Origin of the sequence: Candidatus Pelagibacter sp. Uisw_092, from assembly GCF_047729545.1 — a bacterium.
Lineage (GTDB): Bacteria > Pseudomonadota > Alphaproteobacteria > Pelagibacterales > Pelagibacteraceae > Pelagibacter.
In genome coordinates this window covers 855,132-877,901 of sequence record NZ_CP159824.1, presented here as the reverse complement: position 1 = coordinate 877,901, position 22,770 = coordinate 855,132, and the positions used below count along the sequence as shown (strand labels likewise).

The window sequence follows — 22,770 nt, the reverse complement described above, 5'->3', positions numbered from 1 at the left end:
TATTAAAACATTATGACCGATACAGTAATCAAATGTGAATCTGTTTATAAAATTTTTGGAACAAATGCCAAAAAGATGCTTCAAGATGCAAATGGAAATGTAGATGCCAAAATATTTCAAGAAAACGGATGTATAGTGGGTGTTAACAATGCCTCTTTTGAGGTTTCAAAAGGTGAAATGTTAGTTGTGATGGGTTTATCAGGCTCAGGGAAATCAACATTGTTAAGATGTATTTCTAGATTAACAGATGCAACTGCTGGAAAAATTTTTATAGAAGGTCAAGACTTACTTTCATTAAATAACAAAGAGCTGATTGAACTTAGAAGAAATAAAATGGGAATGGTATTCCAAAGCTTTGCCTTGCTTCCGCACAAAACAGTTGTTGAAAATATTGCTTTCCCACTTCAAATCAAGGGCATTAAAACTAAAGACAGTATTAATAAAGCAATGGAAATGGTTAAACTGGTTGGTCTTGATGGTAGAGAAAATTATTTTCCAAGAGAACTTTCTGGTGGACAACAGCAAAGAGTAGGTATTGCTCGATCATTAGCTGTTGAACCTGATATTTGGTTTTTAGATGAACCATTTTCTGCATTAGATCCGTTAATTAGAAAAGAGATGCAAGATGAATTTTTGAGACTTCAAGAAAAATTACAAAAAACAATTATGTTTATCACACATGATTTTGATGAAGCTTTAAAACTTGCTGACCGTATTGCAATAATGAAAGATGGTATAATTGAACAACTAGATACTCCAGCTAATATTGTGTTAAATCCAGCAACAGAATATGTAAAAAAATTTACTGAGGAAGTTCCTAGGGAGAAGGTTTTAAAAATAGAAGATGTGATGGAAAAACCAAATAATGAAAATTTAAGTGATTTAAAAGTTTTAAGAAATGAAATTATTGAAAATGTTGCTGAAAAAATATTAACTCAAGAAAAGTCTGTATCTGTAATTGATGAAAACAATCAAATTGTTGGCACTGTTCATCCATCAAAAATAATACACACAGTTTTTGGTGGGAAAAAAAAAAATGATTAGAATATGGAATTATTAAAAAAATATCCAAAAATATTTCAATGGTTATTTTTGTTAGTTGCTTTTTTTACTTTATGTTTTGCAATTGATGTTCCAGAAACTTATAAATTTATTAGAGGTCAAGCAGAATTCATTAAAGATCCAAATCAAAGCACTTACACACTCTTTGGCGCAGAAGTAAGGTATTATGCATTTGATGTTTTTTGGAGATTACCTCCTTTACTTGGATGGCTACCTATTTGGATAAATGATTCATTATTTTTCTTAATGAATGATTGGATGCCAATGGAATTTTGGAATGAAGATACTCAAGAATTTAAAACTCGCCCTTTAGTTTTACAAATAACAAGAAATTTAACTTCATTTATAACATTTCTTATTGAATTAATTAGAGAGATTTTATTAGGTGGCGTTGAAACAATTGTTGCCTTTACAAGTTGGGATTGGATAAGTGAAAATTCTTGGGCAGAATTGCCAGGGTTACCTTGGACAATTGTTGCAGCGGGTGCAGCAATACTTGGGTATAAATTAAGTGGCAAGGGTTTAGCTTTATTCGCTGCTATAGTCATGATTTATATTTCTATCTTTGGTCAATGGAAACCTTCAATGCAAACACTTTCTTTTATATTGGTTGCAGCACCACTATCCTTTATTTTTGGTTTGGGCTTAGGGATTGCAGCATTCAAAAGTAAACGTGTTGAAAAAGCTTTATATCCAATACTTTTAGTTATGCAGACTATGCCTCAATACGCTGTATTGGTTCCTGCAATTGTTCTTTTTGGTGTTGGTGATCATGCTGGAGTAATTATAACCATGGTTGTAGCTGTTCCACCAATGATACTACTAACTTTGTTAGGTCTCAGAGGAGTATCGCCCGAGGTTATTGAAGCTGGCCGAATGAGTGGATGTAATAATTTACAGCTTATGTTTAAAGTACTAATCCCAACTGCAAGAAGAGATATTTTGATTGGAGTGAATCAAGTTATTATGGTGTGTTTTTCTATGGCAGTAATTTCAGCTTTTATAGGCGCCAAAGGTTTAGGATTTAATTTGTTATTAGCTTTAAATCAGCTAAACATCGGATTAGCGTTGGAAGCAGGTTTATGTATTAGTTTAATTGCGATATTACTAGATAAATTATCTTTAGCTTGGGCAAATAAACAAACAGATTATTTCGGCAACCTAACTTTCTTTGAACGTTATAAAAATTTATTATTTTTTTCTGGTGCAATATTGATTGGAATTATATTTGCTTATGTTGGATCTTTTTACTTTAAAGAAGGTTTTAATTATTTATATGAAATTCCTCACAACAAAGGAATATCAACTGCAGATTTTTGGAATAAAGGGGTTGATTGGATTTGGGATACTTTTTTTCAAACTTTAAAAATTTTTAATACATGGTTAATAGTTGATGTATTGCAGCCTATGCGTGCTTCTTATTTACGTATGCCTATTGTTGCAACATTTGTTTTAGTGATGGGTGCTGGATATATAATTGGAGGAATACGTTCAGCTTTTGTAGTGGGTGCTTTGACATTATTTATAGCATTAAGTCCGTGGTGGGACAGAGCTTTAGTTACTACATATATGGCAACTTTTGGAGTTATCTTATCTTGTATAATTGGTTTTACTGTTGGTACTTTATGTTTTCAGAATAAACATACCACAAATTTTATGTTGGGAGTTTGTGATATTTTTCAAACATTCCCTTCATTTGTATACTTAATTCCAGTTATGATGCTTTTTGGAGTTACAGACACATCAGTATTAATTGCAGTAGTTGTTTATGCAACTATACCTGCCACAAGATATACGATTGAAGGATTAAGAAGTGTTCCATCTTCTTTACATGATGCAGCTTCAATGTCAGGTGTTACGAAGATACAAAGGTTGTTGAAAATTGAATTCCCTTTAGCACTTCCTCACATGATGCTTGGTTTAAATCAAACAATTGTATTTGCTTTATTTATGGTAATTATTGGAGCATTTATTGGAACTGAGGATTTGGGACAGTATATTTTAAAAGCTATATCTGATAAAAAAGGTGCGGGTATAGGATTAACGCTAGGTCTTTGTGTTGCTTTCATAGGCTTGGTATTTGACCATCTAATTCGAACTTGGGTCAATAAAAGAAAAAAACACCTTGGTATAGATTAGTGGATTTTATTGTATTTTGATATCCAATAATATTAATTTTCTTTAAAATATTTTTTATCTTTGGTATTCAACAAATTTTTTTAGAGATTGATTTAAAAATTTATAAAAAAAAATATTATTACTTTTATTTCTTAATGATTTATTTAAAAAAGAGTGACTCATTTTGAAATCATAAGAAGGTTCAAAGAAAAAAGGAATAGACATTCTTTTGGTTTTATTCCAAAGAACTCTATGATTTGTAGCTTTAAATTTTCCTTTACTTAAGAATTGTAAAGCCAAACCTGTATTTACAATTAAGGCATTTTTGTTATGAGGAACGTTGTGCCATTTTTTAGTTTTTCTATTCTGCACTTGAAGCCCTCCTTTTTTGTCTTGATATAAAATTGTAAAAATCCCACTATCAACATGCGTTTCGCATCCTAAAGCAACACCATCTTGTTTGGATATTTCAACTGGGCTTTTTTGATTTGGATAACAATTAAATCTTAAAGTGCTTAAAGTTTTTAATCTAGAAAAAGCTAACTTTGAATCTGAAATATCTTTTTTGTAAAGTTTGATGATACCTTTAAATAAAACCTCTCCTAAAACAAACAGTTGAGTAAAATAATTATTCAATACATTTATTGATTTTTTATTTATAGCTTTATTAAGCTGAAGGTATTCTATGTATTGATTTTTTAATTTTAATGCGTCTTTTTTTGTTACTTTAGGATCCCCTATGTCTAATCCTTCTTTTCCGTTAACATCATTTGGAAAATAACCTCTATAAACATTTTTATTTAATTGGTTCCATTTTATTGGAGCTAATTTCATTTTATTTTTAACGGATGAGTTAAAAAAATTATTTCCTACTTTTGAAATATCATAAATATTTTTTTTGTTGATCCCATGCCCAGTGATCTGAAAAAAACCAACGTCAATACAGGCAACTTCAATTTTCTTTATAGTCTTTTTAGAAGAAATTGAATTAAAGTTATTTTTTAATAAAGAGGAAATATTAATAGTTGGTATATAGTTTCTCATTATCTTGATGGTATATCAGTGGCTATCAATTGATCTTTTGTTTTTTCCCTTAGATAAATATATAGACCTGCCCCTATAATTATAGCAACACCAATTAAAGTTCTTTGGGTTGGAGTATTATTAAACAAAATATATCCTGTTAATATTGACCAAATTATTAAAGAATATTCATAAAGAGAAACAACTGAGGGTGATGCAATACTGTATGCACTAAAAACAAAATAAAATGCAAATGTACCAATACATCCCATCACAACAATAAATGGCCAAGCATATGATGGATTTGTAAACCATTCTCTAAAAATAAATTGAAATGCTGGATCACTAAAATTATCAAACTGTCCTTGACCTGTAAAAATAAAAAAAACAATACTAATTAAAAGTGCACCTAAATATAAATGTATCATTTGAGTATAAACATTATCTTTTTCTGAAGTTATTTTTGTAATTGTCATTGATATTGAATAACATAGTGCACAAGCAACAGGTGCTAATTTCATATAATCAAAATCATTAAAATTTGGATTCAAAACAATATATACCCCTAAAAACCCTAATAAAATTGCAGACCATCTTCTGATACCAACTTTTTCTTTTAAGAAAATAGTAGCTAAAATCGAAACAAAAAAAGGACTTGAAAAAAAAAGTGCATTTGCTTCTGCAAGGGACATGTATGTAAGTGAAATATAAAAAAAACTAAATCCAAAAAAGAAACATATAACTCTGAATATCGTTAAAAGGGGATAATGAGTTTTTAAAATAATTTTTTGTTTTGAAAGTTTAAGATACGCAACCAATAAAATTAATGCAACAAAAGTTCTTCCAAAGTATAATTCATATAAAGCTGCATCCTCATAGATGAATTTAATTAAAGCATCTTGAATAGAAAAAAATGCCATCCCAAGTAAAATAAAAAGAATACCTTTAACTTTATTTTGAGTGGGCATCACGAATTAAGGATAAAATCTGATGCTCTTTCAGCTATCATTAATGTTGGAGCATTTAGGTTCCCACTTGTGATTTCAGGCATAACTGATGCGTCAACCACTCTAAGATTCTCTAGCCCATGAACTTTAAGTTTCTCATCAACCACACTCATATTATCTGTTCCCATTTTTAAGGTGCAAGATGGATGGTAAGCTGTTTCAGCTTTAGATCTAATATATTCTTCAAATAACTTGTCTGTTTGTACATCTTCTCCTGGTCCAGTTTCTTTTCCAGCAAAGGGTTTTAAAGAATTTTGAGCAAGAATTTTTCTTGCTACATGAATGCATTCTATAGTTTGTTTAAGATCATCTTCATGTTCTAAATAATTAAATTGAATTTTTGGATAATCATAAGGATTAGAACTATTTAAAGTAATGTGACCTCTACTTTTTGGATGATTTGGACTTGCATGTAGTTGATAACCATGACGATCAGGATCAACCAACCCATGATCAACCACAAAAGCAGGAAAAAAATGAAATTGAATATTTGGATATTCCCTTTTAGGTGAAGATTTGCAAAAACCACCAGCTTCTAAAAAGAGGTTGAGCAAGGACCAGTTCTAGATAAAAACCACTGGATACCAATTCTCAACATATTTAATTTATTTACATAGGAATACAAAGTGTCTGAAGTTTTACACTCCTGTTGCACATAAGTTTCTAAATGATCTTGTAAATTTCTGCCAACACCTTCAAGTTTATGAACAACATCAATGCCTTTGTCTTTAAGATGTTCACTTGGACCAACCCCTGAAAGCATCAATAACTGAGGAGAATTTATAGCTCCACCACTTAGAATAACCTCTTTATTTACATAAATTTTTTCAACTTTATTTTTTATTTTAACTTGAATGCCAATTGCTTTTTTTCCATCAAAAATAATTTTTTCAACAAATGCATCTGTAAAAACTTTTAAATTCTTTCTTTTTTTTGCAGGATTTAAGTAATATTTGGAAACACTAGCTCTTTCTCCTTTGTGAATAGTAACATCATACATCCCAAATCCTTCTTGATCTTTACCATTCATATCTTCATTAATTTTGTATCCAGCCTCTCCTGCAGATTTGACAAATGCTTTAAATAAAGGGTTTTTATTTTTAGATTGATTTACTGGTAAAATTCCATTTCCACCACGATAATCATTTTCACCTTCAGACCAAGTTTCTATTTTCTTAAAATAGGGTAAAACTTTTTCATAAGACCAATCTTTTAAACCAAATGATGCCCATCTTTGAAAATCATTAGGATTTCCTCTGACATAAACCATTCCATTATGAGCAGAACAGCCACCTATCATTTTTCCTCTTGGACAAAAAAGATTTCTATTATTTAATTGAGGCTCAGGTTCTGAATAATATTTGTAATTATATTTTGGATCATGCATTGTATAAAGAATAGCAAGTGGCATGTTTACTTTCCAAATATCACTTGGCTTTCCAGCTTCAAATAAAGCTACGTTATATTGTCCATCGGTAGTTAAACGATTTGCAAGTACACATCCAGCTGAGCCTCCACCAATAATAATATAATCGTATTTCATATAATTTGATCGACTATATTATACATGCATTAAAATTAATGTGGTTGATCACCTTCAATAGCAATTCTATCCATTATTCTTTCATGCCCCAAACCTCTGCCTGGATAAAAATCAGCTATAGCATAATGTATAACACTTCTATTATCCCAAATTGCAACTGCATTTTCAGTCCAATTAAATCTGCATGTCAGGTCTAATCTTGCCTGGTGTTCAAATATTTCTTTTAATATTTCATTATTTTCTTTTTTCCCTAAACCAATTATTTGCTTTGTGTAAGTCCAGTTAACATAAAGTATCTTTTTTCCTGTTTCAGGATGGGTTCTAACTATTGGATGTTCATTTGAATACTCATTATAATTTTTTTTTTCATGACCCGACATACCTTTATAATTATCTATAAAAAATTCTGCACCTAATGAGCTGTGTATAGCTTTTTTATCTTTAATTTTATTTTTAATTTTCTCATCAAGAGTTTCCCATGCTAGTTCCATATTTGAAAAACATGTATCTCCCCCAACAGGTGGAATTTTTATTGATTTTAAAATGACTGCTTTTGTAGGTTTTACATTGTAGCTAACATCTGTGTGCCAATTTTCACCCCATTGATTTTTTTCATCCTTAGTTTTTACTATTCTTACTATTTCAGGATGCTTATCCAGGCCTTTTACATACGCATGAGTTTCAAGTGGGCCCCAATTTTCAGCTAGTGCAATTTGTTCTTCCTGGGTAATATTTTGATTTCTAAAAAAAATTACTTTGTGCTCTAAAAGTAGAGCATTAATTCTTTCATAGTTTTCTTTGGAAGAGTCTTTAAGATTTATACCTGATATTTCAGCTCCTAGAGCACCTGATAAAAGCTTAATATTCATTAAAAGAATATATTTCTGGAATTTTAATTTGTCAAAATATATAAGTTATACATGACTTTAACACAGGCTTATATTTTCTTAATGATTGCTATTATACTGGAAATTACTGCCACAGGATCATTAAAAGCAACAGAAGGTTTTACAAAATGGATCCCTTCATTAATTTCTGTTATTGCCATAAGTGGTTGTATGTTTTTAATGTCCCATGCAATGAAAATTTTACCAGTTGGTATCACTTATGCAACTTGGTCTGGCGTTGGTATAGTAGCGATAACTTTAGTTGGAATCATTAAGTACAAACAAATTCCAAATCTTGCAACAATTTTTGGATTAACATTAATTGTTGTTGGCGTTGTAATTGTGAATGTAATGAATAATACTAATATTGATAATTAGTTTATTTTTTTAATTTTGTAGAAAATTTTAAGTCTTTATTGTTAAAGTTAATTTTATTTTTTAAAATAAAATCATTCATTATTTTAATTTTTTCACCCTCAAATTCAGCAACTTTTCTCTTGTTTAAGTCAATATATAAAGACAACATTTCAAGAGTTGCTGATAATTTTTGTGAGGATTTTTCAATCATTTCCATTTTAAAATGTAATCTTTTTTTATCGTGATCAAAAAATGTTAAATTAACTTCAACTTCATCACCTTCTTTAACCTCATTATTATAGGTTGTATAAGTCTCAACAACCATAGTACTCATATTTTTTGTCTTAGCCGAATTTTCACCCATTTTAAATTTTTCAAGCATATTTTCCCATACTTGATCAAACACCAACACATAATAAGCCATGTTCATATGATTATTATAATCAGTCCATTCTTTTTTAATAATTTGATTTGCTATATGTACAGACATTTAACTCTTATATTCCGGTTCTTCTTTATCTAAAATTAATTTTATTTGATCTAAGTGCATCTTAGCTAAATCAATTGGATAATTAGCTGTCTCTTGAGCTGTTTTTTCAGCCACCTCATCACTTGCTATATTTAATTCTTGGTTAGTTGATAGAGCTGTTAAGTAAGTTTCTGCAGCTTTTTCAAAATAATACAAAGCATTAAAACCATCAGCTATAGTTTTTCCAGTTGTTATTATTCCATGGTTTGTTAATAGCATGTGCTGCCTATTGCCTAAAGCATTTGCCATTTTGCTAGATTCTTGCTCAAAACCCAAACCGCCAAATTCATTAAAGATAGAAACTCTATTAAAAAACATCATTGTATTTTGATCGATAGGTTTTAAGACTGGATCTTTAAGAGTAGAAAGTGCAGTTGCAAATTTAGAATGTGCATGAAAAATACATTTTGCATGAGGGACTTTTTCATAAATCGCACCATGAATATTTATAGCTGTTGGGTCCACTATTTCTGGTTTATTTTTTAACTCTTTTATATTTTCCTTAGTAACCAATATTAAATCACTGGCTTTTATCTGGCTGAAGTGAATTCCAGCTTTATTTACATAGAATTCAGTAGAAGATCCAGGCACACATGCACTAAAATGGTTTGCAACGCCTTCATGCATATTTAGTCTAGCAGTCCATCTAAAAGTTGCTGCTAAATCTTTTTGTAATTCTGTTATTTCCATTTTTATTAATTTAAACTATATTTTAATTATAAATTATGAACAATAAAGTTTTTGTATCTTGTGCAGTAACAGGCTCTGGTGATACAGCCAGTAAACACCCAGATTTACCAAAAACACCAAAACAAATTGCAACAGCAGCAATTGAAGCTGCTAAAGCTGGAGCAGCTATTGCACACATTCACGTCAGAGAAAATGATGGTACACCAAGTAGAAGATTAGAATTATATAAAGAGGTAGTTGATCTAGTTCGTTCAAGTAATACGGATGTTATTTTAAATTTAACGACAGGTATGGGGGGTGATTTAGATATTGGACAAGGAGATAATCCATTAGATTTTGGTCCAATGACAGATATGGCAAATGTAATGGAACGAATTGCTAACGCAGAACAATTTCTTCCTGAAATATGTACACTAGATGCAGGCACTTTAAATTTTGGTGATAGTTCAACAATCACAGTAAATACACCAAACGATTTAAGGAAGGCTGCTAAGAGATTAAAAGAAATTGGTGTTAAACCAGAAATAGAAGCATTTGATTTAGGAAATATGTGGTTTGGTGCTCAATTATATAAAGAAGGATTATTGAGTGACCCACCAATGTTTCAAATGTGTTTAGGAATACCTTGGGGTGCTCCAGCAACCACTTTAGCAATGCAAGCCATGAAAGATATTATGCCAAAAGAAGGTGTTTGGTCTGGCTTTGCTATCTCAAAAAATGAAATGCCTTTTGTTGCTCAAACTGTTTTATTGGGAGGAAACCCTAGAGTTGGATTGGAAGACAATTTATATTTATCCAAAGGTAAATTAGCAACAAATGCCCAGTTAGTTGAAAAAGCCATAAGAATTGTAGATGAGCTTGGCTATTCAACTATGACACCAGCAGAGACAAGAGAAAAACTAAAACTCACTAAACACAAGTAATGTCCAATATTAAGAAAGTGGCAGTTATTGGAACTGGGGTAATTGGAGCAGGTTGGATCATTCGTTGTTTAGCACATGACAAAATTGTATATGCATTTGATAGAGATATAAAATTAAAAAAAAATTTAATAGATGAAATTAAAAGAACTTGGCCTTATGTAAAAAAACTTTTTAATAAAAAAAAACTTAATCTTAAAAATTTTAAATATTTTACTTCTATTGAAGAAGCTTTAAGAGATGCAGATCTGATTCAAGAATGTGCAAGTGAAAACTATACTTTAAAAACTAAATTAATGAGTACCATTGGAAAATATGCAAAACCCAATGCAATTATTTCATCAAGCTCATCAGGCTTACTACCAACAAAAATTTATTCAAAATGCATAAATCCTGAAAGAACAATGATTGGACACCCATTTAATCCTGTTTATCTGTTACCTGCAGTAGAAATTGTACCTGGAAAAAAAACTTTAAAGAAATATTTAAACAAAGCTAAAAAATTTTATAAATCAATTTCTATGAACCCGATAATGGTTAAACATGAATTGCCAGGCTATTTATCAGACAGGTTACAAGAAGCTTTATGGAGAGAAGGGCTTCACATAATTAATGAAGGTCACGCAACTACAGAAGATTTGGATAGAGCAATTGAAGATGGACCAGGTTTAAGATGGTCATTAATGGGAACTTTTCTAACTTTTCATTTAGCCGGAGGAAAATCAGGAATGAAGCATATGTTAGAACAATTTGGGCCAGCTCTAAAATTGCCATGGACAAAATTAAAAGCTCCAAAATTATCAAATAAACTAATTAGTAGATTAGTTGAGGGAACTAAAAAACAATCTAAAGGGAAATCAGTTGTTCAGATTTCAAATATTAGAGACGATTATTTAGTTGAGCTTCAAAAACTTAGGAAGAAATACGAAAAAAAATTAAGATAAATTAATCATTTCTTTCTGTGTGACCATCAACTGAAATTACTTGTCCCGAAACTTTACTTGAGTCATCAGAGATTAGAAAAGAACACATTTTTCCAATATCTTCTTCTAATATCCATTGCTTCATTGAACTCATTGAAACAAAATCTTTTTCAATTACTTTTGTAGAAACTTTTGTAAATTTTGCTTTATCTCTAATTACTCTTTTCATTCTGTCACCCTTAATTGTTCCTGGGCAGACAGCGTTTACTCTTATATTAAATTTTCCAAGTTCCATGGCTAATGTTTTTGTGACACCAATTATTGCCCATTTGCTTGCAGCGTAAGGAGAGCGAAGTGGAAAGCCTAGTATTCCAGCCGTCGATGAAATATTAACTATTGATCCATTCTTTGATTTTTTAATTAGAGGTACAGATTTTTTCGTAAAATAAAAATGGCTATTAACATTTGCTTGCAAAGTATTTTCCCAATCTTTTGATTTTAATTTTTCAAGAGAACCTGTGGGTCCAGCAATACCTACGTTATTAATTAAAGCATCAATTTTCTTAGTTTTTTTTTTAACTTTTTCAAAAAAATCAGAGACCTGATATTCATTTGAAGCATCGCAAAGATAAGCAAATAATTTTTTATTTATTAAAGGATGTTTGTTCAATTTATTTAGAGACTTACTGTCTATATCGCAAAGATAAACATAAGCACCTCTAGCAAGACAAATTTTTGTAGTTGCCCAACCAATCCCAGAAGCACCAGCTGATATAATAATCTTTTTATTTTTTAATGATTGGTTAATCATTAATTATGATTTTGTTAAAGATTCTTGAAGTTCTTTATTGGTTATATATCCCTTAACATTTCCACTTTTATCAACAACTTCACAGTTAGAACTTGTGCAAACTATTTGTGGTAAAAATTCTTCAATAAATTGATCTTCATTCACTTTGATTAAATTTGATTTATCAATTCCATTAACCTCATTTACATTTTTCATAATAACTTTTGCTTTTATGACTCTTGCTCTATTAACGTCTTTAACAAAAGCTTTTACATAATCATCTGCAGGTTTCATTATTATATCTATAGGTGTTCCAACTTGAACTAGTTTTCCAGCATTTAGTATTCCAATATGATCACCCAACCTTAATGACTCATCTAAATCATGGGTAATAAAAATTATTGTTTTTTTTAACTCTGATTGAAGATCTATTAATTGTTTTTGCATATCACTTCTAATTAAAGGATCTAAGGCACTAAAGGCTTCATCCATTAGCATTATATCAGAATTTGTTGCTAAAGCCCTTGCTAAGCCAACACGCTGTTGCATTCCACCAGATAATTGATTTGGAAACTGGTTTTCAAAACCATTAAGACCAACGTCATCAATTTTTTCCATAGCAATTTTATCTCTATCCTCTTCAGATTTGCCTTGCATTTCTAAACCATAGCCAACATTTTGCATCACAGTTTTGTGTGGGAATAAACCAAATCTTTGAAAAACCATGCTAATACGATTTCTTCTCCAATCAATTAATTGATCTGGCGTGCAATTCATTATATTTGTGCCATCTATATGAATCTCACCTTCTGTAGGATCAATTAGTCTATTTATATGTCTTATTAATGTAGATTTTCCTGAACCAGATAAACCCATACAAACAAAAGTTTCACCTTCTTCTATATTTAAAGAAACATTATCTAATCCTACCGTATGACCAGTTTCTTCTAGAATGTCATCTTTTGTCCCACCATTTTTAACCATGGGCATTATAGATTGTGGTTTATTGCCAAAAATTTTATAGATATTTTTAATTTCTATTTTTGACATTATTTTTTTGCTTCCTTGGTTGGAGAATTTCTTTCTTGGAGCGTTTCGCCATAAGATTGGGTAATTCTATCCAGCACAATTGCCAATAATACAATTGCTATTCCTGCTTCTGCAGCTCTACCAACATTTAATTGTTGAAGACCTAGAAGAACTTCATCACCTAAACCTCTTGTTCCAATCATTGATGCGATAACAACCATTGATAATGCCATCATTGTACATTGGTTAACTCCCTGCATTATATTAGGTAGTGCGAGTGGAATTTGCACTCCCCATAATTTCTGTTTTTTGCTAGCTCCAAATGCATCTGCTGCTTCTGTAACTTCTGTGTCAACCAGTCTAATACCAAGATCTGTCAATCTCACTAATGGAGGTACTGCATAGATAAATGTTGCAATAATTGCCGGAACAGCACCAAGACCAAATAACATTATTCCTGGAATTAAATACACGAAGGCTGGAATTGTTTGCATTAAATCTAGTATAGGAAGAATTTTTTCTCTTACTCTGTTGGCTCTAGACATCCAAATTCCTATTGGAACACCGATGATAAGACATAAAAATATACTAATTAACATGATTGAAGTTGTTTCAATTGCCTTATCCCAGAAACGAGGATGCAAAAACCCGATGAAAAACGTACAAAAACCAACTGCAACAGTAGTTTTTATTTTTTTACCACTCGCATAATAAGCAAGTATTACAACGCCAATAATTACTAAAGGCCACGGAGCTTGAACTAAAAAGTTTTTCAGCCCCATTAACATAGCAAGTAAAACATTATTTATTGCCTCAAAGATAAAACCATAGTTTTCATTAAGTGCTTTGAACATCTTATTAATCCATGGCATTAAGGGTAAATCTAACCATTTGGGCCAATCACTTAACCATGAAAAATCTTTAAATAATTCACCTACAGTTTCAGGTTTTCTTTTTGATGAATTATAACTTGAAATTAATAACCATATAAAAATTCCTAATAGACTTAAGTTAAATAAATTTTTTTTATCTTTGAACATATGTTTAAATTTCATTAAAGAAAGAGCCCCGAAGGGCTCTCTCAAATTATTTTATCTTAAAATTAAAGTGCTGCTTTTACTTTTTTTGCAACATCAGCAGGAACCCATTTTGTCCAAGCTGACTCGTTTTTTAAGTATTCTTTTGCAGTTAACTCCATATCACCATCTGATTCATCTTCGTAGAAGGCTAACATTTTGTTAACAGTAGCAGTAGGAATTGAGTACTGTGACAAGAACTTAGTTTCTGCAGGATGAGCAGCAGCCCATTTAGTCAATACAGATTTAGTTAATGCCATATCTCTGTACTCACTTGCACAAGATTTCGTATATGCCTCTGGTCCTTCTGCTTTGATTTTTTCAACAACAGCCGACATGTCATCCCAACATTTTTTAGACCACTTAGGCTCAGTTAATCTAACCAAATCAACTTTACCCATTAAACCAGTAGGTGCCCAATAGTATGTAAAGATAGGTTTCTTTTTAGCGAAAGCACCTGCGATAGCAGCATCTAATGCTCCCCCAGAACCTGGATCAAAATTTGTATAGAGTGCATCTAATCCATACTCTTTTTGTTTAACTAAGTTTACAGTGTAACAAGTCCAACCTGAGATACAGCTAGTCATTCTACCTTTTGAAGGGTTTTCAGGATCTTTAAATAGTGCTGCTATTTTAGGATCTTTCATGTCTTCAACAGATTTTAAATTGTATTTATCAGCTGTAGTTTTGTCCACGTAGAAAGCCTGCTGAGAATCTGGTGTATTAACTCCAATATTTTTAATAGTACCAGCCGCAACATGTGGCTCGTAGTTAGCAACAATATTGTCATACCAAACTTCAGTGATTACATCTAATTGACCATCGTAGTGAGCGGCCATAATAGGTGTTGTACTTCCTTTTGTTACAGTTACTTTACATCCGTATCCTTTTTCAAGAATAAATGCACTAATTGCAGTGTGAATGTTCGCACTACTCCAGTCGAAATCTCCCAATCTTGCTTTACAAGCAGCATTCGCACTAGTACCTACTAACGATAATGTTGATATAAAGAAGGCTGAAAGAATTAATTTTCTTAAAAACTTCATATTTTCTCTCCCTTAAGTTAAGTTTTATTGAACAGAGTTAATAATGTATGAGGAACAAATTCAAGTAACAATTCATTTAATACAACCATAAAGTGCATTGAAAAGTACAAAAAATTAAATAACCATTAGAAACGATGGTTATTAAAAAAATAGAAAAAAATAAATCTAATCTTAGTATTGAATGGAGCGATGGAGAAAAAAGTAATTTTAATTACTTTTGGTTAAGAGATAATTGTCCTACAGCGCATGATAAAGACTCTAACCACAGAATGTTTAATATTCTTGAAATTTCAAAAGATTTAACTGTAGAGGAATCAAAAATAAATGAAGAGGGTAAACTAGTAGTAAAATGGAGTGAGGGAAATCACACAAGTTACTTCGATCCAAAATGGTTAAGAGAAAATTGTTATACATTAAAGAATAAACAAAAATTTATTTCACCATATCAATTATGGAATAGCTCTTTAGAGAAAAATTTAAAATCAATAACTATAGATCATGATAAAATTTTGAATAGTGAAGAAGGTTTGTTAAAGTGGCTTGAGCTTTTACATTATAAAGGGATTGCAATTGTTAAAAATGCTCCAATAGAAAAAGAGTCTGCTTTTTCTGTTTTAAATAGAATTAGCCATACAAGACAAACATTTTTTGATACTCCTTTTGAAGTTATAAATATCCCAAAACCAAATAATTCTGCCTATACTGCACATGCCTTAAGAAATCATATGGACCTACCTTGGTTCGAGACACCTCCTGGTTACCAGTTTCTTCATTGTTTGGTTAATTCTGCAGAAGGAGGAAATTCTTCATCTGTAGATGGATTTGCAGTAGCAGACTATTTAAAAAAGAATGAAAAAGAAATTTTTAACACTCTGGTAAGTGTACCTCTTAAATTTAGAGATAAAGATTATACACAAGAAACGGTTAGAAACTTCCATGCTCCTGCGATTTCATTAACTAAGGATGGAGATTATAATGATATAAGATTTAGTGTAGCTACAATGGATACGTTAGACTGTCACCCTGATATTATGGACAAGGTATACGAAGCACATCGTAGATTTGGAAACCTTTTACATGATGATAAATTTCAAATTAAGTTTAGATTAGAACCAGGTGATATTTTTTCATTTAATAATAGAAGAGCTCTTCATGGAAGAACAGCTTTTGATCCAAATTCTGGTCACCGTCATTTACAAGGATATTATATGGACAGAGATGAAATTTTGGGAAGGTTAAACTTTTTAAAAAAATAATCTTATAAATTTTCAAATATTAAATTATTGTTTTTATTATATTTGTTAAATTCTAATTTTGTTTTAATCGTATAATAATATTTTTCAATTTTTAAATTCTGGATATTTCTACTTTTTAAATAAGATTTATCTAATATTAAACAATTAATATTTTTATTGTTTGATTTTTTAATTATCTTTTTAATGCTTGTTGGTGGTGAAAAAGATAATCCTACTTTGATATTTTTTTTAATTTTTAGAAGATTATAAATATTTTCATGTTTAAAGGAAATGAATACACTTTTTGTAAATTTTGATGTTTCTTTTAAGAGCTTTTTCAGAAGAAATTTTGAAAAGATTGGTTTGATTTCAATGTGTAGGGGGTGCTTATTTTTTGAGCATTTCAACAAGTCTTTTAAGAGTGGAATTGGCTTATTATACTTACTGCTAATTGCATTAATCTGAGAATAATTAAGATTTTTTATGCTTAGATTTTTTTTAAAAGCTCTTTTTAGAGTAAAATCATGAAAACAAATAAATTTATTGTCTTTTGTTACGTGAATATCTGTTTCAATACCATACCCTTTTTTAAATGATTGTTTGAATGATTGAAGAAGATTTTCTTTATGGTGTTTGCTTACAATTCCTCTATGGATTAAGTGCATACTAATTATTTATTTTAGCAAATGCGCAAATTTTATTCCCATCAAGATCTCTCAAATAACAATAATATTCACCTGATGGTCTTATGCCTGGTCCTCCTTCATCTTTTCCGCCCAACTTAATTCCAAGATTATAAAATTTATCAACTGTTCCTTTTGAGTTTACTACGAATGATACTTGTACACCGTTACCATAAGTTGCCTTTTCTTTATTGGCTGGATTTGTTACATAAAACTCAATGTCCTCAGACCTTTCTTTTGATGAATATCCTACATATTTTTCATTAGTTACAGTTCTTTTTAAATCAATAATTTCAAGTAATGCATCATAATAATTAATTGCTTTATCAAGATCATTAGTCCCAACCATTACAAATCCAATCATAAGTTATTTCCACCCAGTGACAGTTTTAACTTCTAGGTATTCTTCAAGACCCCACACTCCACCCTCTCGACCATTTCCTGACTGTCTAAATCCACCAAATGGGGTTCCTGGATCTGCAGCATTACCATTTATATACACACAACCTGATTTAAGTTTTTTTGCGACTCTATGAGCTTTTTCTTTATCTTCAGTTTGTAAATAATTTCCCAAACCATATTCAGTATTATTAGTAATTTCTATTGCCTCTTCTTCAGTCTCAAAAGGAATGATGGATAGAACAGGGCCAAAAATTTCTTTTTTTGCTATTTCCATATCATTTGTAACATTTGTAAAAATTGTTGGCTTAATAAAATAGCCCTTATTTAGATTATTTGGTAGGTCGGGCCCACCTGCTGCTAATGTAGCACCTTCTTCAATACCACTTTTAATTAGACTAATAATTTTATCATATTGTATTTTTGAAACTACAGGACCAATATGATCTCCTTTTTTTGAGGCTTCATCTACTTTTATTAGATTTGCTTCTTCAGCAGCCTCTTTAATAGCCCTTTGATAAATAGACTTTTCAACTAACATTCTTGTTGGTGCATCACATGATTGTCCAGAATTACTCATAACGTTCCTAATTCCATCTCTAACTGCATTGGGGTAAGAGTCAGCAAAAACAATGTTTCCACCTTTACCTCCTAACTCTAGACAGACTCTTTTGATTGTTTCAGCTGCATTTTTAGAAATTAATCTTCCAGCTCTTGTTGACCCAGTAAATGAAATCATATCAACATCAGGATGACCAGATAAATGTGTCCCAACTCCAGCTCCATCACCATTAACTAAATTAAAAACCCCTTTTGGAAAACCAGCTTCATCAATCATTTCAGCAAACAACATTCCTGAAATAGGAGCAATTTCTGAAGGTTTTAAAATCATTGTGCACCCAGTTGCTAATGCTGGAATAACTTTTAGAGCAATTTGGTTAATAGGCCAATTCCAAGGAGTAATCAGTCCACAAACACCAATTGGTTCATAGCAAATATGGTTATTTGATTTTTTATTAAAGTGTTCGTCAAATTCAAAATCTTTAAGCCTTAGAATAAAATCTTCTAAATGTAATTGGCCAGAGGCAGTTTGTACTTCTGTTGCCCAATCCATAGGTGCACCCATTTCTAACGATATAGCTTTAGCCATTTCTCCAGACCTTTTCTTATAAACTGAAAGTAATTTTTCTAGATAATTTAATCGATCTTCTTTAGTAGTTTCTTTCCACGTTTCAAAAGCGTTTTTAGCAGATTCAATTGCAGCATTAGTATCTTCTTTTGAGCCTAAAGAAATAATTGCACATGGATCCTCATTACACGGGTTGATTACATTAAAGTCATTTGGTCTTTTTGGCTCGACCCATCGACCGTTGATATAAAATTTTCTCTTATCTAGCATAATTGAACTTTAGCATAATAATTATATTTCATATCCTTTTTCTTCCTGTTCGTTATCAATTAACTCATCTGGAAACCCATTTGCTCTAAAATCTACATTGTTTAAGTCTTCCATTCTCTTAACAATCATTGAAGACCAAGCTCTTGAACCATATTTTTTTTCCCCATCTTTAAATATTTTGACAATCAAAGGAGAAATTTCCAAAGGTGCATTCAATTTTTTCGCTAAATTATCAAACAGACCTGTATCTTTAAGAACAAGATCCATTGTGAAATTAATATTATATGAGCCATTTAAAATTACTTGGCTCTCAGTTTCGTGAACAAATGAATTTCCAGAGGAAATAGCTATACCTTTATAAACTTTTGATAAATCTAAATTAGATTTTTTAGCAACAGTCCATGCTTCGCCAAGAGCAACTAAATGAGTAGATGCTAAATAATTTGTAATTACCTTTAAAACAGTGGCTGAACCAAGTTCTCCAGTATGTAAAACTTTTCTACCCATCACGGTTAAAGCAGGTAATATTTTTTCAAATGCATTTCTTTCACCTCCAACAAATATTGAAATATTCCCAGTTGCTGCTCTATGACAGCCTCCACTTACCGGACCATCTAAAGGTATGGCATCTCTTTCTTTAACTAATTTTCCTAATCTTTTTATTTCAGACTCATCTGTTGTACTCATTTCAAGCCATATTTTATTTTTAGTAAGTCCATTTATTACACCCTCACTACCTTCCATCACTTCTGCACAAATTTTTGGAGAAGGGAGACATGTTATTATTAAATCAACTTGTTGTGCTAATTTTTTAGGAGAATTTGCAATCGCTGCACCTTTATTTTGAAATTTTTTTGTATGATCTTTATCTAAATCTCTAACAGTTAATTCAAATTTGTTTCTTAATAAACTATGGGCAAGTTTACCACCTACATTTCCAAGTCCTATAAAGCCAATCTTCATTATAATCCTATATTTTAGTTAATTTTTTTAACTAATATACTTAAGATTTTAGTTTGTTGAAATATACTCAACTTCAGAAAAACGATCTGTTGGAAAAATCCAATAAAATTCCAAGGTTTCTTTTCCGTTATTTTTTAAAGCATGTACTGCGTTTCCTTTTATATAAACCACATCACCTTTCTTAATTTCTTCAAGTTCACCAGATTTGTTTAGTATTCCCTTACCATTGGTAACTACATATATTTCTGCAGGTGAATGATAGTGGAGTGTTAAGTCACCCCCTGGAGCAATCTCTGCAAAACCAAGTGAAAGTCCGGAACTGCCCATAAAATCTGCATCAATTAAAAACTTCCACCTAACACCTGGATATTTTTCGGTTGTTGTCCATTCTTGATCAGAGACAGATTTAAGGTTTTTTACAAATATCATACACAATTACAACTTATGGCTTATTTTTTAGGCTGATCTAAAAATGTTTTTAAAGAATTGTCCATTGCAACTTCCCAGGCCGTATGATGTTTTGGACCAATCGACCCAGTCACCGGTGAAGAAAAAGACTTATTTCTATATGTCATAATATCTTCTACTTTATGGTGTTCCCATTCTTTAAAAGTTTTTCTAATTAATTCAAAATCAATTTTTGGATAATCAGATAAAGTATGAAGTTCTTTTGTATACTCAGTCTGAAAATCTATCATTTGATCAGCACTTTCTAATTTTTCTTCCATCGATACCCATTTATTTATATCTTTTTCAATTTCAGAGTCGTTTGGGGTTTTAATTTTTCCCATAATCACATCTCTTGCAAACCAAGCCTGACAATCAAACATATTAAAAGTATGAAATTGATCTTGCATACCTAGATATATTAATTTGTGATTATTTTGCCAAATCACACCTTTATACAATTTTGGTGGATACAATCTATTTCCTGTCTTTAATTTCAAGTCTTCAGATAGAAAAGGGAAATGATGAAGATAACCTGTGCATAGAATTACAGCATCTGTTTCCTGTACATGACCGTCTTTGAAAATTGCTTTATTGCCCTCAAGTCTATCTAAGTGGAAAACTTCTTTCATCCCTTTTGGCCATTTAAATCCCATTGGATTATGTCTATAAGCTATTGTTACACTTTTAGCTCCATACTTGTGGCATTGAAGAGCCACATCCTCTGCAGAATAGCTACTTCCCAAAACAACTACATTTTTATCTCTAAATTCTTCTGCATCTCTAAAATCATGAGAGTGCATTATTCTTCCAGGAAAAGCTTTCATGCCAGGATATTCCGGAATGAATGGAACTGAAAAATGCCCATTAGCTACAACAACATAATCAAAAATATCTGTTGAAGAAGTTGCATTTTTTTTATCACGGTAAGTAACTTCAAAATTACTGCCGTTATAAATAACATTAGTAATTGTGGTACTAAATTTTACTTTATTTTTTGAATTCCCTTTTTTAATTCTACCTAAAATATAATCATACAAAACTTCCCTAGGTGGAAAAGATGGAATTGGTTTTCCAAAGTGCTCATCAAAAGAATAGTCAGCAAACTCTAGACATTCTTTAGGACCGTTTGACCAAAGATATCTATACATGCTATTAGGTACGGGATCACCGTATTGATCAGATCCTGTTCTCCAACTGTAATTCCATAACCCTCCCCAATCTTCTTGTTTATCAAAACAAACTATTTCAGGTATTTTTTCACCTTTTTTTTCAGCTTGCTCAAAAGATCTCAAAGCGGATAAACCACAAGGCCCAGCCCCAATAATTGCTACTTTTGTCATAAAATCACCTCTCCCTAATAAATTTATAACTGTACTTTACCAACAAAATGCTAAAAATTAATATAAAAAAATACTGTATAATGAAAAAAATTATTATTATTGGTGCTGGAGCTATGGGTTCAGCTTTTGCTGTACCATGTCTTGAAAACCAAAATGATGTGACGCTGGTTGGCACACATCTTGAAGATGAATTAATAAAAGATATCAAGTCTAACAACAACTTTCATCCTGCTTTAAACATAGAATTACCACCCAAATTAAAGGTAGAAAAGTTTGAGAAATTAAAAGCAATTCTTGATGAGGGAGTAGATATAATTGTTGCAGGAGTAAGCTCTATAGGAATTGAATGGTTTGTTCACCAAATAGTAAACAACTATAAAAAAAATCTTCCAATTATTTTATTAACAAAAGGTTTAGCGATAGAAGAGAACGAATTAATGACACTTTCAGACAAAATTAAAAAGCTTTTAAGAGAAAAAGGTCATACCGAAATAAATGTTTCAGCAATTAAAGGACCATGCTTAGCAGCTGGTCTCGCATATAAAATGAGAACAGGAACTGTTATTGCAAACCCAGATATTAAAGAAACAGAAAAATTAAAAAAGATTATATCAACAAATTATTATTCAACAGAAGTGTCAGATGATTTAACTGGCATTGAGTTATCAGGTGCAATTAAGAATATTTATTCAATGTTAATTGGAGCATCTGAAGGATTAAGCAATTCAAAAGTACCTAAAGAAATTCAATCTAAATATTATTTAAATACATCGGCCTCATTAATTCATAGATCAATTTCTGAAATGGTTGAATTTGTTTCTTTTTATGGGGGTAGAGCAGATACAGTTTATGGTCTAGCTGGCTTAGGTGATCTATATGTAAGTGCAATAGGAGGAAGAAATAGTTTGATGGGAAAATATTTAGGTGAAGGATATTTATATAAAGAAGCTAAAGAAAAATTTATGAAAAATATTACAGTAGAGGGTGCACAACTTGCGTTGGAAATTGGACCAAAAATTTTACAAGATCTTAATTCTAAACATTTTCCACTAATGTTTAGTATGCTAAACACTATATGTGAAAATAAGAAGTTAGAAATTCAATGGTAAAAAATATATTAATATTCGTTTTTATAGTGCTTGGAATGGTGGTTATTCTAAATTTTAGTGATCATAATTTAAAAAGAGCTGTCGATGCCTGCCTAGCTGGAAGTCAAAAATTATCTAAATCAAAAATTACAGATCTAAAAGAAGCTAAAAAATTTTGTGAAGAAGAAATAAAAAAGAATAAAAAGTAGAAAT

The 22,770-nt window shown here is 30.9% G+C and carries 25 protein-coding genes; 8 read left to right on the top strand and 17 right to left on the bottom strand.

The window, feature by feature from the left end:
* The first annotated feature begins 12 nt into the window (after positions 1 to 12).
* Together ABXT63_RS04925 and ABXT63_RS04920 are read left to right on the top strand one after the other, a co-directional pair.
* Positions 13 to 1,044 carry a quaternary amine ABC transporter ATP-binding protein gene (locus ABXT63_RS04925; protein WP_415320476.1) on the top strand — a complete coding sequence of 344 codons (1,032 nt, stop codon included), beginning with the start codon at positions 13 to 15 and terminating at the stop codon, positions 1,042 to 1,044.
* A gap of 3 nt (positions 1,045 to 1,047) precedes the next feature.
* Positions 1,048 to 3,201 (top strand): ABC transporter permease, encoded by a 2,154-nt coding sequence (locus ABXT63_RS04920; RefSeq protein ID WP_415320475.1) that lies wholly within the window; start codon positions 1,048 to 1,050, stop codon positions 3,199 to 3,201.
* 54 nt (positions 3,202 to 3,255) lie between these two features.
* Here ABXT63_RS04920 and ABXT63_RS04915 read toward each other — a convergent pair whose 3' ends face one another.
* Genes ABXT63_RS04915 through ABXT63_RS04895 form a run of 5 tightly spaced genes read right to left on the bottom strand, consistent with a single transcriptional unit; the run spans position 3,256 to position 7,622 of the window.
* The gene (locus tag ABXT63_RS04915) at positions 3,256 to 4,224 is read right to left on the bottom strand and encodes a 2OG-Fe(II) oxygenase family protein (protein ID WP_415320474.1); all 969 of its coding nucleotides are present in this window, start codon (positions 4,222 to 4,224) and stop codon (positions 3,256 to 3,258) included.
* The gene (locus ABXT63_RS04910; RefSeq protein WP_415321950.1) at positions 4,224 to 5,171 is read right to left on the bottom strand and encodes a DMT family transporter; all 948 of its coding nucleotides are present in this window, start codon (positions 5,169 to 5,171) and stop codon (positions 4,224 to 4,226) included. The genes ABXT63_RS04915 and ABXT63_RS04910 overlap by 1 nt, the downstream gene beginning before the upstream one ends.
* Positions 5,171 to 5,764 (bottom strand): GMC oxidoreductase, encoded by a 594-nt coding sequence (locus ABXT63_RS04905; protein WP_415320473.1) that lies wholly within the window; start codon positions 5,762 to 5,764, stop codon positions 5,171 to 5,173. Before ABXT63_RS04905 ends, ABXT63_RS04910 begins: the two co-directional genes overlap by 1 nt.
* Positions 5,746 to 6,753: a GMC family oxidoreductase N-terminal domain-containing protein gene (locus ABXT63_RS04900; protein WP_415320472.1), complete on the bottom strand. Its 1,008-nt coding sequence runs from the start codon at positions 6,751 to 6,753 to the stop codon at positions 5,746 to 5,748. The genes ABXT63_RS04905 and ABXT63_RS04900 overlap by 19 nt, the downstream gene beginning before the upstream one ends.
* 35 nt (positions 6,754 to 6,788) lie before the next feature.
* The gene (locus ABXT63_RS04895; protein ID WP_415320471.1) at positions 6,789 to 7,622 is read right to left on the bottom strand and encodes a TauD/TfdA dioxygenase family protein; all 834 of its coding nucleotides are present in this window, start codon (positions 7,620 to 7,622) and stop codon (positions 6,789 to 6,791) included.
* Between the two features lie 51 nt (positions 7,623 to 7,673).
* On the opposite strand from ABXT63_RS04895, the gene ABXT63_RS04890 reads away from it, so the two are divergent.
* Entirely contained in the window at positions 7,674 to 8,018 is a 345-nt protein-coding gene (locus ABXT63_RS04890) for a DMT family transporter (protein WP_415320470.1), read from the top strand.
* A gap of 1 nt (position 8,019) precedes the next feature.
* Here ABXT63_RS04890 and ABXT63_RS04885 read toward each other — a convergent pair whose 3' ends face one another.
* Together ABXT63_RS04885 and ABXT63_RS04880 are read right to left on the bottom strand one after the other, a co-directional pair.
* On the bottom strand, positions 8,020 to 8,487 hold the full coding sequence (locus tag ABXT63_RS04885; protein ID WP_415320469.1) for a thioesterase family protein: 468 nt from the start codon (positions 8,485 to 8,487) through the stop codon (positions 8,020 to 8,022).
* Positions 8,488 to 9,216 carry a class II aldolase/adducin family protein gene (locus ABXT63_RS04880; protein WP_415320468.1) on the bottom strand — a complete coding sequence of 243 codons (729 nt, stop codon included), beginning with the start codon at positions 9,214 to 9,216 and terminating at the stop codon, positions 8,488 to 8,490. It abuts the gene before it with no gap.
* A 35-nt stretch (positions 9,217 to 9,251) separates the two neighbouring features.
* Between ABXT63_RS04880 and ABXT63_RS04875 the strand changes: the two genes are divergently transcribed.
* Complete coding sequence (locus ABXT63_RS04875) at positions 9,252 to 10,139, top strand: 3-keto-5-aminohexanoate cleavage protein (protein ID WP_415320467.1); 888 nt, start codon at positions 9,252 to 9,254, stop codon at positions 10,137 to 10,139.
* Complete coding sequence (locus tag ABXT63_RS04870) at positions 10,139 to 11,080, top strand: 3-hydroxyacyl-CoA dehydrogenase NAD-binding domain-containing protein (RefSeq protein WP_415320466.1); 942 nt, start codon at positions 10,139 to 10,141, stop codon at positions 11,078 to 11,080. The genes ABXT63_RS04875 and ABXT63_RS04870 overlap by 1 nt, the downstream gene beginning before the upstream one ends.
* A 1-nt stretch (position 11,081) precedes the next feature.
* On the opposite strand, the gene ABXT63_RS04865 is transcribed toward ABXT63_RS04870, so the two are convergent.
* From ABXT63_RS04865 to ABXT63_RS04850, 4 genes are read right to left on the bottom strand one after another with little or no spacing between them, the layout of a single operon-like run.
* A complete protein-coding gene (locus tag ABXT63_RS04865; protein ID WP_415320465.1) occupies positions 11,082 to 11,870 on the bottom strand; it encodes an SDR family oxidoreductase in 789 nt (262 codons plus the stop codon).
* 3 nt (positions 11,871 to 11,873) lie between these two features.
* On the bottom strand, positions 11,874 to 12,899 hold the full coding sequence (locus ABXT63_RS04860) for a quaternary amine ABC transporter ATP-binding protein (RefSeq protein ID WP_415320464.1): 1,026 nt from the start codon (positions 12,897 to 12,899) through the stop codon (positions 11,874 to 11,876).
* Positions 12,899 to 13,933, bottom strand: coding sequence for an ABC transporter permease (locus tag ABXT63_RS04855; protein ID WP_415320463.1), 1,035 nt, complete (start codon positions 13,931 to 13,933; stop codon positions 12,899 to 12,901). Before ABXT63_RS04855 ends, ABXT63_RS04860 begins: the two co-directional genes overlap by 1 nt.
* A 47-nt stretch (positions 13,934 to 13,980) precedes the next feature.
* Positions 13,981 to 15,000 (bottom strand): glycine betaine ABC transporter substrate-binding protein, encoded by a 1,020-nt coding sequence (locus tag ABXT63_RS04850; protein WP_415320462.1) that lies wholly within the window; start codon positions 14,998 to 15,000, stop codon positions 13,981 to 13,983.
* Between the two features lie 134 nt (positions 15,001 to 15,134).
* Here ABXT63_RS04850 and ABXT63_RS04845 point away from each other — a divergent pair, with 134 nt between their 5' ends.
* A complete protein-coding gene (locus tag ABXT63_RS04845) occupies positions 15,135 to 16,256 on the top strand; it encodes a TauD/TfdA family dioxygenase (protein ID WP_415320461.1) in 1,122 nt (373 codons plus the stop codon).
* 2 nt (positions 16,257 to 16,258) lie between these two features.
* Here the strand turns inward: ABXT63_RS04845 and ABXT63_RS04840 are convergent, their stop codons facing one another.
* The 6 genes from ABXT63_RS04840 to ABXT63_RS04815 are packed head-to-tail and all read right to left on the bottom strand — an operon-like array spanning position 16,259 to position 21,469.
* Entirely contained in the window at positions 16,259 to 16,900 is a 642-nt protein-coding gene (locus tag ABXT63_RS04840; RefSeq protein ID WP_415320460.1) for a glycerophosphodiester phosphodiesterase, read from the bottom strand.
* A 1-nt stretch (position 16,901) separates the two neighbouring features.
* A complete protein-coding gene (locus ABXT63_RS04835) occupies positions 16,902 to 17,282 on the bottom strand; it encodes a VOC family protein (RefSeq protein ID WP_415320459.1) in 381 nt (126 codons plus the stop codon).
* Positions 17,283 to 17,285: 3 nt separating this feature from the next.
* Complete coding sequence (locus tag ABXT63_RS04830; RefSeq protein WP_415320458.1) at positions 17,286 to 18,716, bottom strand: aldehyde dehydrogenase family protein; 1,431 nt, start codon at positions 18,714 to 18,716, stop codon at positions 17,286 to 17,288.
* A 21-nt stretch (positions 18,717 to 18,737) separates the two neighbouring features.
* Positions 18,738 to 19,679, bottom strand: a complete 942-nt coding sequence (locus ABXT63_RS04825; RefSeq protein ID WP_415320457.1) for an NAD(P)-dependent oxidoreductase — start codon at positions 19,677 to 19,679, stop codon at positions 18,738 to 18,740.
* Between the two features lie 48 nt (positions 19,680 to 19,727).
* Complete coding sequence (locus tag ABXT63_RS04820) at positions 19,728 to 20,108, bottom strand: cupin domain-containing protein (RefSeq protein WP_415320456.1); 381 nt, start codon at positions 20,106 to 20,108, stop codon at positions 19,728 to 19,730.
* A gap of 20 nt (positions 20,109 to 20,128) precedes the next feature.
* On the bottom strand, positions 20,129 to 21,469 hold the full coding sequence (locus ABXT63_RS04815) for an NAD(P)-binding domain-containing protein (protein ID WP_415320455.1): 1,341 nt from the start codon (positions 21,467 to 21,469) through the stop codon (positions 20,129 to 20,131).
* 80 nt (positions 21,470 to 21,549) lie between these two features.
* Between ABXT63_RS04815 and ABXT63_RS04810 the strand changes: the two genes are divergently transcribed.
* Positions 21,550 to 22,578, top strand: a complete 1,029-nt coding sequence (locus ABXT63_RS04810) for a 2-dehydropantoate 2-reductase N-terminal domain-containing protein (RefSeq protein ID WP_415320454.1) — start codon at positions 21,550 to 21,552, stop codon at positions 22,576 to 22,578.
* Positions 22,572 to 22,766 carry a hypothetical protein gene (locus ABXT63_RS04805; protein ID WP_415320453.1) on the top strand — a complete coding sequence of 65 codons (195 nt, stop codon included), beginning with the start codon at positions 22,572 to 22,574 and terminating at the stop codon, positions 22,764 to 22,766. The genes ABXT63_RS04810 and ABXT63_RS04805 overlap by 7 nt, the downstream gene beginning before the upstream one ends.
* Positions 22,767 to 22,770 lie beyond the last annotated feature (4 nt).

Bases quoted from the DNA above. Each gene is read 5' to 3' on its own strand.
- ABXT63_RS04910 (WP_415321950.1), bottom strand. From the start codon at position 5,171: ATGCCCACTCAAAATAAAGTTAAAGGTATTCTTTTTATTTTACTTGGG.
- ABXT63_RS04855 (WP_415320463.1), bottom strand. From the start codon at position 13,933: ATGAAATTTAAACATATGTTCAAAGATAAAAAAAATTTATTTAACTTA.
- ABXT63_RS04920 (WP_415320475.1), top strand. From the start codon at position 1,048: ATGGAATTATTAAAAAAATATCCAAAAATATTTCAATGGTTATTTTTG.
- ABXT63_RS04840 (WP_415320460.1), bottom strand. From the start codon at position 16,900: ATGCACTTAATCCATAGAGGAATTGTAAGCAAACACCATAAAGAAAAT.
- ABXT63_RS04900 (WP_415320472.1), bottom strand. From the start codon at position 6,753: ATGAAATACGATTATATTATTATTGGTGGAGGCTCAGCTGGATGTGTA.
- ABXT63_RS04805 (WP_415320453.1), top strand. From the start codon at position 22,572: ATGGTAAAAAATATATTAATATTCGTTTTTATAGTGCTTGGAATGGTG.
- ABXT63_RS04815 (WP_415320455.1), bottom strand. From the start codon at position 21,469: ATGACAAAAGTAGCAATTATTGGGGCTGGGCCTTGTGGTTTATCCGCT.
- ABXT63_RS04915 (WP_415320474.1), bottom strand. From the start codon at position 4,224: ATGAGAAACTATATACCAACTATTAATATTTCCTCTTTATTAAAAAAT.
- ABXT63_RS04825 (WP_415320457.1), bottom strand. From the start codon at position 19,679: ATGAAGATTGGCTTTATAGGACTTGGAAATGTAGGTGGTAAACTTGCC.
- ABXT63_RS04835 (WP_415320459.1), bottom strand. From the start codon at position 17,282: ATGATTGGATTTGTAATGGTTGGGACTAATGATCTTGATAAAGCAATT.
- ABXT63_RS04810 (WP_415320454.1), top strand. From the start codon at position 21,550: ATGAAAAAAATTATTATTATTGGTGCTGGAGCTATGGGTTCAGCTTTT.
- ABXT63_RS04890 (WP_415320470.1), top strand. From the start codon at position 7,674: ATGACTTTAACACAGGCTTATATTTTCTTAATGATTGCTATTATACTG.
- ABXT63_RS04870 (WP_415320466.1), top strand. From the start codon at position 10,139: ATGTCCAATATTAAGAAAGTGGCAGTTATTGGAACTGGGGTAATTGGA.
- ABXT63_RS04830 (WP_415320458.1), bottom strand. From the start codon at position 18,716: ATGCTAGATAAGAGAAAATTTTATATCAACGGTCGATGGGTCGAGCCA.
- ABXT63_RS04895 (WP_415320471.1), bottom strand. From the start codon at position 7,622: ATGAATATTAAGCTTTTATCAGGTGCTCTAGGAGCTGAAATATCAGGT.
- ABXT63_RS04925 (WP_415320476.1), top strand. From the start codon at position 13: ATGACCGATACAGTAATCAAATGTGAATCTGTTTATAAAATTTTTGGA.
- ABXT63_RS04860 (WP_415320464.1), bottom strand. From the start codon at position 12,899: ATGTCAAAAATAGAAATTAAAAATATCTATAAAATTTTTGGCAATAAA.
- ABXT63_RS04850 (WP_415320462.1), bottom strand. From the start codon at position 15,000: ATGAAGTTTTTAAGAAAATTAATTCTTTCAGCCTTCTTTATATCAACA.
- ABXT63_RS04875 (WP_415320467.1), top strand. From the start codon at position 9,252: ATGAACAATAAAGTTTTTGTATCTTGTGCAGTAACAGGCTCTGGTGAT.
- ABXT63_RS04880 (WP_415320468.1), bottom strand. From the start codon at position 9,216: ATGGAAATAACAGAATTACAAAAAGATTTAGCAGCAACTTTTAGATGG.
- ABXT63_RS04820 (WP_415320456.1), bottom strand. From the start codon at position 20,108: ATGATATTTGTAAAAAACCTTAAATCTGTCTCTGATCAAGAATGGACA.
- ABXT63_RS04845 (WP_415320461.1), top strand. From the start codon at position 15,135: ATGGTTATTAAAAAAATAGAAAAAAATAAATCTAATCTTAGTATTGAA.
- ABXT63_RS04885 (WP_415320469.1), bottom strand. From the start codon at position 8,487: ATGTCTGTACATATAGCAAATCAAATTATTAAAAAAGAATGGACTGAT.
- ABXT63_RS04865 (WP_415320465.1), bottom strand. From the start codon at position 11,870: ATGATTAACCAATCATTAAAAAATAAAAAGATTATTATATCAGCTGGT.